Below are 13725 nucleotides of genomic sequence, written 5' to 3'. Positions count from 1 at the left end.
TTCTATCGAGCCGACTAGGCAGCGCACGCCTTCGGGTATATGGTTGAAGCCTGAATCAATCATAAAAACACCACCCATGTCGAATGGCAAGAAAAACGACAAGCGTTTGAGCAAGAAAGACTACGAGGAATTGCTCGCTCCGATGCAGATGGAACTCAACCGGGTGGCCCGCTGGCTGCAGCACACGGGCAAGCGCTTGCTGATTCTCTTCGAAGGCCGTGACACGGCTGGCAAGACCGGGGTGATCAATGCCCTGACCGAGAGCCTCAACCCGCGCCAGTACCAGGTGGTGGCGCTGCCCAAGCCCTCTGACGACGAACACGGCCAGTGGTATTTCCAGCGTTACGTGCCGCACTTGCCTGCGGCGGGCCGCATGGCGCTGTTCGACCGCAGTTGGTACAACCGGGCCGGCGTCGAGAAGGTGATGGGCTTTTGCAGCGAAGACGAATACCAGCGCTTCCTGAAACAGGCCCCCGTCTTTGAAAAATTGCTGGTGGACGATGGCGTGCTGCTGTTCAAGTACTGGCTCACCGTGGACCAGGCCGAGCAGGAGCAGCGCTTTGCCGAGCGACGCGACGACCCGCTCAAGCGCTGGAAGCTGTCGCCCGTCGACCTGATGGCGCGTGAAAAATACAAGGACTACGGCAAGGCCCGAGACGCCATGCTGGCCGCCACCCACACGAAATTCGCCCCCTGGACCCTGGTGGACTTCAATGACCAGCGCGCCGGGCGCCTCACCCTGATCCGCCACCTGCTCGACAGCCTGCCTGACTGTGCGGTGCCCGAAGAGTGGATCGATTTCGCGCCACTGGCAGGCAAGCCCGCCACCGAGAAATTCACCGGGCCGCTGAAACCGATTCCGCCGGTGGTGAAGTGAGTTCGGCGGCGCCGTCGGAAGGGGACGCCCCCTCCACAGCCCGCTCGGCGTAACGGTTGAATCGCCACGAACTGGCATCCAGCGTGATGCGTCGCCAGGTGGCACGCTTTTCCGCAGGCGACATCTCGGGCCAGAGTTGCACCTCGTCAAAGCTGCGGCCACAGCCCTTGCAGATGTCGTCGCCCTGACTGGTTGAGCAGATCGCGATGCAGGGGGTGTCTGGCGTGGTCGCATACCAGGTCAGCCACGCCTGATGTGCCGCAGCAGGCATGGAGTCCTCGTCGCACAGGGTTTCGCGGTAGTACACCATCAGGGCATACACGCGCGCCAGCGCATCCAGTTCAGGCGGCAGACCCTGTTCGACACCTACACTGCGCTCGCGCCACCAGTTGATGGCCGACTCGATGTCGGTGATGTGGATCCCCGCCATGTCGGCACTCACTCCTGGGCTGCCACCAGGGCAGCCAGCGCGGCTTCCACCGTGGCTGCATCCACACCATCGGCCAGGCTGACAGGTGCCCCAGCCAAGGCCTGAGCGCCTTCGGTCTTGAAACGCTTGACCCAGCTGCCGGCCTCCCGGCCTTCGGCGAACGCCTGGCTTTGCAGCAGCAGGTCGCCACCCGCGGAGGTCAGCTTGAAGTAGAACTGGCCATCGGCCTCGCGGTATTGCTTGAACACCGGCACATCAGACCGCACGGCTGCCTTGCCCGGTTGTGCCTGGGCCACCGCCACCATTTGACGCAAACCCACGGCCTGACGCAGCTCGGACAGGAAGGGCGTGGCCGTGGCACGCGCCTTGGCTGCCCCAGCCTGCAACACCTCTTCGATGCGCTCCGGGTGGGCAATCAAGTCGGCATAGCGCTCGCGCATGGGCCCCACATGGGCCTCGATGAGCTGCACCACGCGCTGCTTGGCCTCACCCCAGCCCAGCCCGCCACGTAGATCCGCACGGAAGGCGTCACGGGTCGCCGCATCGGCAAAGGCATCGTGGATGGTCACCAAATGGGCGCTGTCCGGGTCTTTCGGCTCACCCGGCAACTTCGAATCGGTCACGATGCGCGCAATCGCCTCTTTCAGCGCCTTGCTGCCACCTTCAAACAGGGGCACCGTGTTGTCGTAGCTCTTGGACATCTTGCGGCCATCCAGGCCGGGCAACGTCGCCACGCTTTCCTCGATCTCGACCTCAGGCAGCACAAACAGCTCCTTGCCCTGACCATAGAGGTGGTTGAAGCGCATGGCCACGTCGCGGGCCATCTCGATGTGCTGAACCTGGTCACGCCCCACCGGCACGCGGTGCGCATTGAACATCAGGATGTCGGCCGCCATCAGGATGGGGTAGCAGTACAGCCCCATGGTGATGCCAGCATCAGGGTCCTCTTCCTTGGCGACATTGGCGTCCACCGAGGCCTTGTAGGCATGAGCACGGTTCATCTGGCCCTTGGCCGTCACGCAGGTCAGCAGCCAGTTGAGCTCGGTGATTTCCGGGATGTCGCTCTGGCGATAGAAGGTGACACGGTTGGTGTCCAGGCCGGCAGCCAGCCAGGTGGCCGCGATTTCGAGGCGCGAACGGGCAATGCGTGCGGGGTCATCGCACTTGATGAGCGCGTGGTAGTCGGCCAGAAAGAAGAAGCTCTCGACCCCTGGTTCACGGCTGGCCGCGATGGCGGGCCGAATGGCACCGACGTAGTTGCCAAGGTGGGGTGTGCCGGTGGTGGTGATGCCGGTGAGAACACGTTGGGTCATGAGGAGCTCGCTTGTGGAAAGCGCAAAAAACGGAAAAAACAGCGTGAAGGGGGCAATTGTAGGTGCCGGGGGCCCGCCATGCAGCCGCCTGGGCGATCTCTCTGGCCGGCTACCACTACACTCTCGCCTGCATGAAGAACATCGTCATTCTGATCTCCGGTCGCGGCTCCAATATGGAAGCCATCGTCAACGCCTGTCAGCAGGAAGGCTGGCCCGCGCGCATTGCGGCCGTGATCAGCAACAAGGCCTCTGCCGGCGGCCTGCAATTTGCAGCCAGCCACGGCATTGCCACCGCGGTGGTCGACCACAAGGCCTTTGACAGCCGCGAAGCCTTTGATGCCGAACTCGCCCGGGTGATCGACAGTTTTACCCCGGACGTGGTGGTGCTGGCCGGCTTCATGCGCATCCTCACCGAGGGGTTTGTGCGCCACTTCGATGGCCGCATGCTCAACATCCACCCCTCGCTGCTGCCAGCCTTCCCGGGCCTGCACACACACCAGCAGGCCATTGACGCTGGCTGCAAGCTGGCGGGTGCCACCGTGCACTTCGTGACACCAGAGCTGGACCACGGCCCCATCGTCGCGCAGGCCGCCGTGCCAGTGCTCCCCACCGACACCGAAGACAGCCTGTCGGCGCGCGTGCTGACGCAGGAACACCGCATCTACCCGCAGGCGGTGCGCTGGATGGTTGAAGGCCAGTTGGATGTGGGCCGTGATGGCAAGGTCTGCCACCGCCGTGGTGCACCTCAGGTGGTTTGGGGCGGCTGATCCACCGGCAGCAATGGCTGCGGCACCTCGAACCAGAAACGGCTGCCCTGCCCCGGCGTGCTCTCCACACCGATACGCCCCTGCATCATGTCAATGAGGCGCTTGCAGATGGCCAGACCCAATCCCGAGCCTCCGTACTGGCGAATTGTCTGGTCACTGGCCTTGCTGAAAGGTTGAAACAGCATCGGCAACGACTCAGCCGGAATGCCGATCCCCGAATCCTGCAGCTCGACATAGAGGAAGGGCATGCCCGATTCGCCCGAGCGCAGACTGCAGTGGATCCGTACCGCCCCACCAGGGGAAAACTTGATGGCATTGCCCAGCAAGTTAAGCAGGACCTGCTTGATGCGCAGCACATCGCCCACCACCATCAAGGGCTGAGCAGGCACATCCTTGCGAACCTGAACCTGGCATTGATCAGCCACCGGTGACAGCATGTCCACCACCTCGTTGCACAGCGCGCCGGCATCGAACGCTTCGGTATGCAAGGCGCTGATCTGGGTTTCGAGCCGCGAAAAATCCAGCACATCATTGACGATCTGCAGCATGGTGTCGCCGCAGTGCCTGATCTGCGTGACGTGCTGCTTCTGCCCCTCGTCCAGCGTCGACAGGCCCAGCAACTGCGCAAAACCCAGCAGACCATTGAGCGGTGTCCGTACTTCATGGCTGATCTGGGCGAACAGGCGTGTGCGCTCAAGGTTGGCTTGCTGCACAGCCCCCAGCATGTCTTCCAGAGACCGTGCCCGCTCCTCCAGTGCCTGGGTCTGCCGGTCGATGGTCTGCCGATGGACAGCAATGCTGTCCTCATAGACATCGTAGGCACGCCGCACCACCACGCCAAAACCGGCACCAATCAGCAAGAAGCCCAGTTGCATCAGGAAAATCGGGTTGTCATCCGGCGCCATGATGGGCGCGACCCACTGGTGCTGGTGGTTGCCCCACAGGAAGAACGCCGCCCCCACCGACAGGACAATCCAGGCCAGCCCATCTCGCACGCCCAGCAAGTGCGCAACGAACATCGGCCACCAGACCAGCCACCACACGGTGGACTGCGGCGCCAGGCCCATCCAGCAAACAGACAGCACCAGCCCACCGAAATTGAGCAGCAGCACCAGATGACTGGTCAGCATGACCAGCCAGGGCTTGAACTGGGATTTGACCAGTGGAAACAGCGCCAGCACCAAGGTGGCCGGACCACCCAGGGCCAGGGCGATGGGCCACTGGCCCAGCACCACACCGTAGAACAGGGCAAAGGTGTAGTGCCCCGCCACCGACACGAAGATCAGTTCACTGAAGCGACGATACGGAACCCAGCCAGCGTGTTGCTCTGCCGGACGCAATGAGCGCATGTGCATACCCCCAAGGTAACCGGTTGGCAGAAATCCGGACACCTTTGGAGGTTACTCCATTCATCGGTAGACGTGTATGCAGCCGCTCACAGGGTTTGCGAGAAATGCACGCGGCTTGTCATGCCGCAATGGCGCGCGAAGCCAAGGCCGCAGCGGCAGTACGGGTCTCCACGCCGAGCTTCTCGAAGATGTGTTCGAGGTGCTTGTTGACCGTGCGCGGACTCATGCCCAGGATGTCGGCGATATCCCGATTGGTCTTGCCCTTGGCCAGCCAGGACAGCACCTCGGTTTCCCGCGGCGTCAGGGAAGCCACCTCCAGCCGGCTGAGCGCCGCACTGGGTTGGGATTCGGTTGCCAGCGGTGCGTCAGTCGGTGCGCCCACCTCGGCCTTCTGATAAAGCAGCACCATGATCTCGTTGGGCCCCGTGGCGCCCAGGCTGCGTGCCACCAGACCAGGGTGCCCGGCCACACGCAACTCCTGCCCTGAGGCATCGCCTGCCAGGTCATGCAGCCAGGTCGATGGTGCACCACCGTCGAGATCGGGATAACAGGCCCGCAGCCAGCGCTCGGCCTGCGGCGAGCGCCATGCGATGTGCTGAGAGGCATCGAGCAGCAGCACCCCCATGCCACCGACATCGACCGCCCTGCTGGCCAGCCGCGTGACTCGGGCATTGCGCACATGCGTTGCCAGCCGAGCCAGCACCTCTTCAATGCGAACCGGCTTGACCACATAGTCGACCCCCCCCGCCTCGAACCCGGCCACGATGTCCGAGGTCTCCGACAGCCCGGTCATGAAGATCACCGGGATGCTGGACGAGGCAACCTGTGCCTTGATGCGCCGACAGGTCTCGAAGCCGCTCAGGCCCGGCATCACGGCGTCCAGCAAGATGGCATCGGGTTGCGTGCGCTCCAGTCGCTTCAAGGCCTCTTCGCCATCGCGTGCGACCAGCACCACATAGCCCTCATCGGCCAGCGCATCGCACAGCATGCGCAAGGTATCGAGGGCGTCATCGACCACCAGCACCGTCCCTTGGGACGACTCAGGCAGGTTGTTGTTCATCATGTTCATCCTTGAAGGGTTGCGGCCGCAAGCGCGACTGCAGCACATCGAATTCAAATTGTTCGGCCAGGGCACCCAGTTGCGCCCAGAACATGGCCGGCTCGGGATGGCTGCCGGCCCATTTCAGCAAGGCCTGTCGCAGGCCTTTGGCATGCCCGATCGCCGCCAGCCGACACAGTTCGTCAACCGCTTCTTCAGGCAAATCGACCGGCATCGTCGACGGACTGGATGCCCCCGTGGCCGACCACACCTGACGGTTGAAGGAACCCAGTGGCACGGGCAAAGCCGACAGTTCGGTCACCCACTCGATGTGCAGCAACTCGCTGAGCGTGTCGAGCAACTCCGACTCGATCACCGGCTTGCCCACGAAGGCCTGGCACCGCGACGCGGCGAGGTTCTCCGGCCGGTTCTCGAACACATTGGCCGACACGATGACGATGGGCACATCGACAAAGCCGGCTTCTCGCACCTGTCTGGCGGTGTGCCAGCCATCCATGTCGTCCATGCTGATGTCCATCAGGATCGCGTCCGGGCAAGACGCACACACGCTTTCCAGACATTCATGGCCACTGGCCGCTTCCCGTATCAGGAAGCCCAACGGCAACAACAGCCCGGCCAGCATCTGCCGCTGGATGGGCTGGTCATCGACCACCAGCAGCGTGCGGCGAGGCCCGCTGTAACCGGTCACCGGCAGGTGCCGCGGCCGGCTGTAGGGGCGAGGTGAACGCGGCTTTTCCGGTTCGGCAATTTCGCGCAGGTACATGCGCACGCTGAAGGTCGTGCCCTGCCCCAGCACGCTTTGCACCGACAACTCGCCCCCCATCAACTCGGTCAGCAGATGGGTGATGGTGAGCCCCAGCCCCGTGCCAGGCTCGCTGCTGCGCCGCCCTGCACTACCGCGCTCAAATGGCAGAAAGATCCGCTCGATGTCTTGCGGTGCAATGCCGATACCTGTGTCGATCACTTCAAACCGCAGCACTTCGCGCCTCGCATCCACCAGCAAGGTGATGTGGCCTTCTTCAGTGAAGCGCACCGCGTTGCTCAGCAGATTGAGCAAGATCTGCCTGAGCCGCTTGACGTCAGCTTGCACCCAACCTGGCACGCGCCCCTTGGTTTCGAGCACGAAGCCCAGGCCCTTGGCCTCGGCCTGTGGCTGCACCATGCGCACCACGTCATCCAGGAAGTCTCGCAAGGGCAGCGGCACGGGGTCCAGCCTCAGACGACCTGCCTCGATGCGGGCCAGGTCGAGCAAGCCATCAATGAGCCCCATCAGGTGCTCGCTGCTGCGTTGCATGGTGTGGAGGGCTTCGCGGTCGGACTGGCTGCGCTGCGTGTCCTTCAGCATGATCTGCGCATAGCCCATGATGCTGTTGAGCGGGGTGCGCAATTCGTGCGTCATGCCGGCCACATAGCGCGTCTTGGCCTGGTTCGCAGCCTCAGCCAGGTCCTTGGCTGCCTGCAAGGCGGCATCGGTTCGGCGGTGGGCATCGATTTCAAGTTGCAGCAACTGGTTGTGCCGATTCGACTCGTCCTGCGCCAGTCGTCTGCTTTCAGAGGCCAGGATCACCCACCAGGCACACACCGCCGAAGCCAGCAACAACAGCGCGTACACCTTCACGAAGGCGTCCTTGAGCGGTGCAACGTCTCCACCGGCATCTGCCATGTACGACGGGCTGACCACGCTCTCCTGGTAATAGACCACCCCCAGCACCAGCGCCATCAAGGTCGCCAGAGACAGAAACACGACCAGATAGTGGCCAATGCGGAAATTGATGCGCATGGACCAGCGGCGTGGCAGCACCAGAGAAAGGGCATCAGAGACCTGCTCGGCTGCGCGCGACCGGCTCTTGCACCGGTCATGGCAGCGCGATTCCAGCGTGCAGCACAAGGAGCAGATCGGGGCGTCATAGGCCGGGCAGGTGGCCATGTCCTCCGATTCGAAATGGTTCTCGCAGACCGAGCACTGCACCAGTTCACCGGCAGCCCATGGCGAGACCGGCTCACGCGCCAGATAAAAACGCCCCTTGGTCAGCCAGGCCAATGTTGGGGACACCAGCAAGGCCGTCACCAGCGCCACGAAGGGTGCACCGGCCGCAACCGCTTCACCCATCATGCCGGTGTGGGCGGCCACGGCCATCAACGCGGCCACGACTGTCGTGACAATGCCCACCGGGTTGAAGTCATACAGATGGGCCCGTTTGAACTCGATGTGCGGCGGGCTCCAACCCATGGGCTTGTTGATGACCAGATCGGCCACCAGGGCCCCTACCCACCCGATGGCGATGTTGCCGTAGAGCCCAAGCACGTGCTCGATGGCGCCGAACACACCCAGCGTCATCAACAGCACGGCAATGATGACGTTGAACACCAGCCACACGACCCGCCCCGGGTGACTGTGCGTGAGCCGCGCAAAGAAGTTCGACCAGGCCAGCGAACCCGCATAGGCATTGGTGACATTGATCTTGATCTGGGAGACGATCACGAAGATCACCGTGACCGCCAAGGCCATGGGCGTGTTGCCAAACACCTCACCAAAACCGGCCAGATACATCTGCGTAGGCTCCATGGCCTTCTCGACCGGCACCTCATGCTGCAGGGCCAGAAACGCCAGAAAGGCACCGGCCAGCATCTTGAGCATGCCCGGGATCACCCAGCCTGGTCCGGCCACCAGCACGGCCGTCCACCAGCGCACGCGGTTGTCACGGGTGCGTTCTGGCAGAAAGCGCAGGAAGTCCACCTGCTCGCCAACCTGCACAATCAAGGAAAACACCACGGTGGCCGCCATGCCAAAGGCCATCAGGCTGAAATCGCTGGACCCGGTGCTACGGCCTGCCAGACCCGTGAACTGCACATAGGCCTCGGGACGCTTGATGGCCACGAACAGAAAAGGACAAACAAACAGCAGCAGCCAGAGGGGTTGCGTCCATAGCTGCAAGCGTGAAATCCATGTCACGCCGTAGGTCACGATGGGAATGACAACCAGGGCGGAAATCACATAGCACAGTGTCAACGGCCACCCCATGAGCATCTGGATGGCCAGGGCCATGATGGCCGCCTCCAGGGCAAAGAAGATGAAGGTGAAGCTGGCGTAGATCAGCGAGGTCAGCGTCGAGCCCAGGTAACCGAAACCCGCGCCCCGCGTCAGCAAGTCCAGATCGACCCCGTAGCGTGCCGCGTAGTAGCTGATGGGCAAGGCGGTGAAAAAGATGATGAGCCCCACCGCGATGATCGCCCACAGCGCATTCGCGAAGCCGTAGTTCAGCGCAATCGCCCCACCAATGGCTTCCAGCGCCAGGAACGACACGGCACCAAACGCCGTGTTGGCCACACGGAATTCGGACCACTTTCGAAAAGTGCGGGGGGTGTAGCGCAGCGCGTAGTCCTCCAGGGTCTCATTGGCCACCCAGGAGTTGTAGTCACGCCGGATACGGAAGATCTGCTGTCGGGAGACGGACACGAACTGGCTCCGTGAAACGCATCGGGACCCCAAGGATGCAAGAAGTGCTCCACGCCGGATGCGTAGCCGTGTACGTTGAATAACGTATTCATGGAAACCCGCCCCTTGCTTACCGTGACGGACACGGCCCCACCAACACGCACAAACCAAGTGCACCGAAGTGCGGCATCCGTAGTCCCTCTTTTTGTGCAAGGAGCTTTTCCATGTCGAACCGTGACGATTCCCACTCCCATGACCAGACCCGCCGTCGCCTGCTGCAAGGCATGGGCGCCCTGCCCCTGATGGGCGTGGCCGGTCTGAGCTACGGCGCAGCGCCCCCCACCGCCAAGGTCAACACCACCAAACTGGCTGTCACCGATACCGAAGTGGTCGTGGGTCAACTGCACTCGGCAACCGGCACGATGGCCATCTCCGAAACCGGCTCGATCCAGGCCGAGCAACTGGCCATCGACCAGATCAATGCCATGGGCGGCATCCTCGGTCGCAAGATCAAGGTGATCAAGGAAGACGGCGCCTCCGACTGGCCCACCTTCGCCGAAAAGTCGAAGAAGCTGCTGGTCAACGACCGCGTCGCTGCCGTGTTCGGCTGCTGGACATCGGCTTCGCGCAAGGCCGTGCTGCCCATCTTCGAAAAGGAAAACGGCCTGCTGTACTACCCGACTTTCTATGAAGGTCTGGAACAGTCCAAGAACGTGATCTACACCGGCCAGGAAGCCACGCAGCAGATCATCTGGGGCCTGGATTGGGGCGCCAAGGAGAAGAAGGCCAAGACCTTCTTCCTGGTAGGTTCGGACTACATCTGGCCGCGCACTTCGATGAAGATCGCCCGCAAGCACATTGAAAGCGTGGGCAAGCTCGGCAAGGTCGTGGGTGAAGAGTACTACCCGCTGGGCAACACCAACTTCAACTCTCTGATCAACAAGATCAAGGTGGCCAAGCCTGATTGCATCTTCGCCGCCGTGGTGGGTGGCTCGAACGTGGCCTTCTACAAGCAACTCAAGGCAGCCGGCATCACCGGCGCCAAACAGTTCCTGCTGACCCTGTCGGTGACCGAAGACGAAATGCTGGGCGTGGGTGGCGAAAACTTCGCCGGCTTCTACAGCTCGATGAAGTACTTCCAGTCGCTCACCAACGACAACAACAAGAAGTTCGTTGAAGCCTTCAAGAAGGCCTACGGTCCGAAGGCCGTGATCGGTGACGTGACCCAGGCTGCTTACCTGGGCCCCTGGCTGTGGAAGGCTGCCGTCGAAAAGGCTGGTTCCTTCGACGTGGACAAGGTCGTGGCCGCATCGCCTGGCATCGAGCTGAAGACGGCTCCCGAAGGTTACGTGAAGATCCACGAGAACCACCACCTGTGGAGCAAGGCTCGCATTGGCCAGGGTCAGCCTGACGGCACCTTCAAGGTGGTCGCTGAGTCCCCCGCTCTGATTGAACCGAACCCCTTCCCCAAGGGCTACCAGTAAAGCGACCTTCCTGCGCTCGTCCCGGCCCGTCGAGGGGCCGGGCGGCGCAGGCTTTTTCCGATCCCATTGTTTCGCTTGCATCCCACCGTTGTGAGGGTTCCACCATGACGTTTTCAGAAATGCTCAACATCGGCCTGATGCAGGGCTTTGCAGGACTGAGCCTGTTCTCGGTCCTGCTGCTCATGGGCCTTGGCCTGGCCGTCATCTTCGGCCAGATGGGCGTGATCAACATGGCCCATGGCGAGTTCATGACCATTGGCGCCTACACCATCTACCTGGGTTCGACCCTCACCGAGAAGTACGCACCGAGCCTGTTGCAGTACTACTTCCCGGTCGCCATCCTGGCGGCCTTCATCTTTGCCTTTCTCGCCGGCTGGCTCACGGAATGGGCACTCATCCGGCATCTCTACAAACGCCCCCTGGACACGCTGCTGGCCACCTGGGGCCTGAGCCTGGGCTTGCAGCAACTGTTTCGCTCTACCTTCGGCCCCAAGGAAGTCAGCCCGACCTTGCCTGACTGGCTGATGGGTTCATGGTCACCCTCGGAAGGCCTGGACATCCCCATCAACGGCCTGTTCGTGATGGGGCTGACAGCCCTGGTAACGGGACTGCTGATGCTGGCGCTCTACAAGGCACGCTGGGGTTTGCGCGTGCGGGCCACGGTGAGCAACCGCGTGATGGCCAATGCCATCGGCATCAACACCAAGAAGACCGACCGACTGACCTTTGCCATCGGTTGCGGCATTGCCGGTGTGGCCGGTGCTGCCTTCACCACCATCGGTTCCACCGGCCCCACCAGTGGCTCGCTCTACATCGTCGACTCCTTCCTGGTCGTGACATTTGGCGGCGCCGCCAGCCTGCTGGGCACCGTGGTCTCGGCCTTTGGCATCGCCCAGACGCAATCGATATCGGAGTTCTTCATGACCGGCTCGAACGCCAAGGTGCTCACGCTGCTGCTCGTGGTCGGCATCTTGATGATCCGCCCACAAGGCCTGTTCGCCGCGAAGGTTCGCCGCTGATCCGCTGCACTGAATCAAGGAGCCCCCCATGAACAAAGTTCAAACCTGGATCGCGCAGCGAAGCCTCGGCAGCATCTTCCTGCTGGCCCTGCTGCTGATCGTCGTCTTTCCCCTCACGCTCGACATCTTCCGCCTCAACCTGATCGGCAAATACCTCACCTACGCCTTTGTGGCGCTGGGCCTGGTGATGCTGTGGGGCCATGCCGGCATCCTCAGCCTGGGCCAGGGTGTCTTCTTCGGTCTGGGCGGCTACTGCATGGCCATGTTCCTGAAGCTCGAAGCCTCGGACCCGATCTCCACCAAGATCCAGTCCACCCCCGGCATTCCCGACTTCATGGACTGGAACCAGCTCACGGCCCTGCCCTTCTGGTGGGTGCCATTCAAGAGTCTGCCCGTGGCGCTGATCGCGGTGGTGCTGGTACCCATGGTGCTGGCCTTCATCGTCAGCTTCGCCATGTTCAAGCGGCGCGTCGGCGGGGTGTATTTCGCCATCATCACCCAGGCCGTGGCCCTGATCCTGACCGTGCTCATCATCGGTCAACAAGGCTTCACCGGCGGGGTCAACGGCATCACCGACCTGAAGACGCTGCTGGGCTGGGACATCCGCACCGACAGCGCGAAGTACATCCTCTACTTCGTGTGCGTGGGGCTGCTCTTTGCTTCGATCTTCCTGTGCCGCTGGGTGCAAAAGAGCAAGCTGGGAACCTTGCTGCTCGCCATGCGTGACAAGGAAGACCGCGTGCGCTTCTCCGGCTACGACGTGGCCATGTTCAAGGTCTTCGCCTTCTGCCTGGCTGCCGGGCTGTCCGGTCTGGGTGGTGCCATGTTCACCCTGCAGGTTGGCTTCATGTCACCGTCCTTTGTTGGCATCGTGCCGTCCATCGAGATGGTGATCTTCGCCGCGGTCGGTGGACGCATGAGCCTGGTCGGCGCCGTCTACGGGGCACTCATCGTCAACTTCGGCAAGACCTTCTTTTCAGAACGTGCGCCAGACCTCTGGCTGTTCCTGATGGCCGCTCTCTTCATCGGCGTGACGATGGCCTTCCCTGACGGCCTGGCCGGTCTGGTCGACCAGAAGATCAAGCCCTGGTGGCAACGTCGCATGGCCCAGCGCGCCGCCCAGAAGTCGAGCCTGGCAGCGGCCCAGGAAGCGTATCCCGAGGTACCCCCTCCTGCTGAATCGAAGCCCGCATCGCTGCCTCAAGGCGTCAGCGGTCAACAAGCCTGAAGGAGCCCAGCATGAGCAAAAAGGAATTCGCGCTGTACATCGAAGACCTGACCGTCTCCTTTGACGGGTTCAAGGCCATCGACAAGCTCAATATCTATGTCGACAAGGATGAACTGCGCGTCATCATCGGCCCCAACGGTGCCGGCAAGACCACACTGCTCGACCTGATCTGCGGCAAGACCAAGGCCTCGGCCGGCAGCATCAAGTTCAAGGACGAAGAGCTGACGAAGATGTCCGAGCACGCCATCGTGCGATCAGGCATCGGCCGCAAGTTCCAGACGCCCTCCATCTACGAAAACCTCAGCGTCTTCCAGAACCTGGAAGTCTCCTTTCCAGAGGGTCGGTCCGTGTTCGGCGCACTGGGATTCAAGTGCACCGATGCAGTCAAGGACCGGGTGAAAGCCGTGGCCGCAGAGATTGGCCTGGCAGACAAGCTCGATACCGAAGCCGGCCTGCTCTCGCACGGCCAGAAGCAGTGGCTGGAGATAGGGATGCTGCTGATGCAGGAGCCCGAGTTGCTGATGCTGGATGAACCCATTGCCGGCATGAGCGCCAAAGAGCGCGAGCTCACTGCCGACCTGCTCAAGCGCATCTGCAAGAACCGCTCGATGATCGTGATCGAACACGACATGGACTTCGTCAAGCAGATCGCCTCCAAGGTCACCGTGATGCACCAGGGAAAGATCCTGGCTGAGGGCAGCATGGACGACGTGCAGAGCAACCCTCAGGTCATCGACGTCTACCTCGGCCATTGAAGGAGCC

Annotated in this window: 11 protein-coding genes; 6 read left to right on the top strand and 5 right to left on the bottom strand. The window is 62.2% G+C overall.

All coding sequences use genetic code 11. The annotated features are described in order from the left end of the window. Positions 1-76: 76 nt before the first annotated feature. Complete coding sequence (gene ppk2, locus ACE3PH_RS05290) at positions 77-877, top strand: polyphosphate kinase 2 (protein ID WP_374316953.1); 801 nt, start codon at positions 77-79, stop codon at positions 875-877. On the opposite strand, the gene ACE3PH_RS05285 is transcribed toward ppk2, so the two are convergent. Further along, on the bottom strand, positions 837-1307 hold the full coding sequence (locus ACE3PH_RS05285) for a DUF3717 domain-containing protein (RefSeq protein WP_374316952.1): 471 nt from the start codon (positions 1305-1307) through the stop codon (positions 837-839). The two genes, ppk2 and ACE3PH_RS05285, sit on opposite strands and share 41 nt — an antisense overlap. 8 nt (positions 1308-1315) lie before the next feature. Further along, positions 1316-2620, bottom strand: coding sequence for a tryptophan--tRNA ligase (locus ACE3PH_RS05280; RefSeq protein WP_374316951.1), 1305 nt, complete (start codon positions 2618-2620; stop codon positions 1316-1318). A 131-nt stretch (positions 2621-2751) separates the two neighbouring features. Between ACE3PH_RS05280 and purN the strand changes: the two genes are divergently transcribed. Then, entirely contained in the window at positions 2752-3387 is a 636-nt protein-coding gene (gene purN / locus ACE3PH_RS05275; protein ID WP_374316950.1) for a phosphoribosylglycinamide formyltransferase, read from the top strand. Here purN and ACE3PH_RS05270 read toward each other — a convergent pair. The 3 genes from ACE3PH_RS05270 to ACE3PH_RS05260 all read right to left on the bottom strand — a co-directional run bounded on the left by ACE3PH_RS05270 (position 3366) and on the right by ACE3PH_RS05260 (position 9253). Further along, positions 3366-4736 (bottom strand): sensor histidine kinase, encoded by a 1371-nt coding sequence (locus ACE3PH_RS05270; protein ID WP_374316949.1) that lies wholly within the window; start codon positions 4734-4736, stop codon positions 3366-3368. The two genes, purN and ACE3PH_RS05270, sit on opposite strands and share 22 nt — an antisense overlap. Before the next feature lie 118 nt (positions 4737-4854). Then, positions 4855-5799: a response regulator gene (locus ACE3PH_RS05265; RefSeq protein ID WP_374316948.1), complete on the bottom strand. Its 945-nt coding sequence runs from the start codon at positions 5797-5799 to the stop codon at positions 4855-4857. Further along, complete coding sequence (locus tag ACE3PH_RS05260) at positions 5777-9253, bottom strand: ATP-binding protein (protein WP_374316947.1); 3477 nt, start codon at positions 9251-9253, stop codon at positions 5777-5779. The genes ACE3PH_RS05265 and ACE3PH_RS05260 overlap by 23 nt, the downstream gene beginning before the upstream one ends. A gap of 203 nt (positions 9254-9456) precedes the next feature. Between ACE3PH_RS05260 and urtA the strand changes: the two genes are divergently transcribed. The 4 genes from urtA (at position 9457) to urtD (ending at position 13718) form a co-directional block, all read left to right on the top strand. Continuing rightward, a complete protein-coding gene (gene urtA, locus ACE3PH_RS05255) occupies positions 9457-10716 on the top strand; it encodes an urea ABC transporter substrate-binding protein (protein ID WP_374316946.1) in 1260 nt (419 codons plus the stop codon). Positions 10717-10820: 104 nt separating this feature from the next. Further along, positions 10821-11735, top strand: a complete 915-nt coding sequence (urtB, locus tag ACE3PH_RS05250; RefSeq protein ID WP_374316945.1) for an urea ABC transporter permease subunit UrtB — start codon at positions 10821-10823, stop codon at positions 11733-11735. A gap of 28 nt (positions 11736-11763) precedes the next feature. Then, entirely contained in the window at positions 11764-12963 is a 1200-nt protein-coding gene (gene urtC, locus ACE3PH_RS05245; RefSeq protein ID WP_374316944.1) for an urea ABC transporter permease subunit UrtC, read from the top strand. A gap of 11 nt (positions 12964-12974) precedes the next feature. Continuing rightward, positions 12975-13718, top strand: coding sequence for an urea ABC transporter ATP-binding protein UrtD (urtD, locus tag ACE3PH_RS05240; RefSeq protein ID WP_374316943.1), 744 nt, complete (start codon positions 12975-12977; stop codon positions 13716-13718). The last annotated feature ends 7 nt before the right edge of the window (positions 13719-13725 follow it).

The sequence above is a fragment of the Aquabacterium sp. genome, from assembly GCF_041909175.1.
In the GTDB taxonomy this organism is placed as follows: Bacteria; Pseudomonadota; Gammaproteobacteria; order Burkholderiales; family Burkholderiaceae_C; genus Aquabacterium.
Note: the sequence above shows the minus strand (reverse complement) of the source record. Positions and strands in the feature narration are given on the sequence as shown.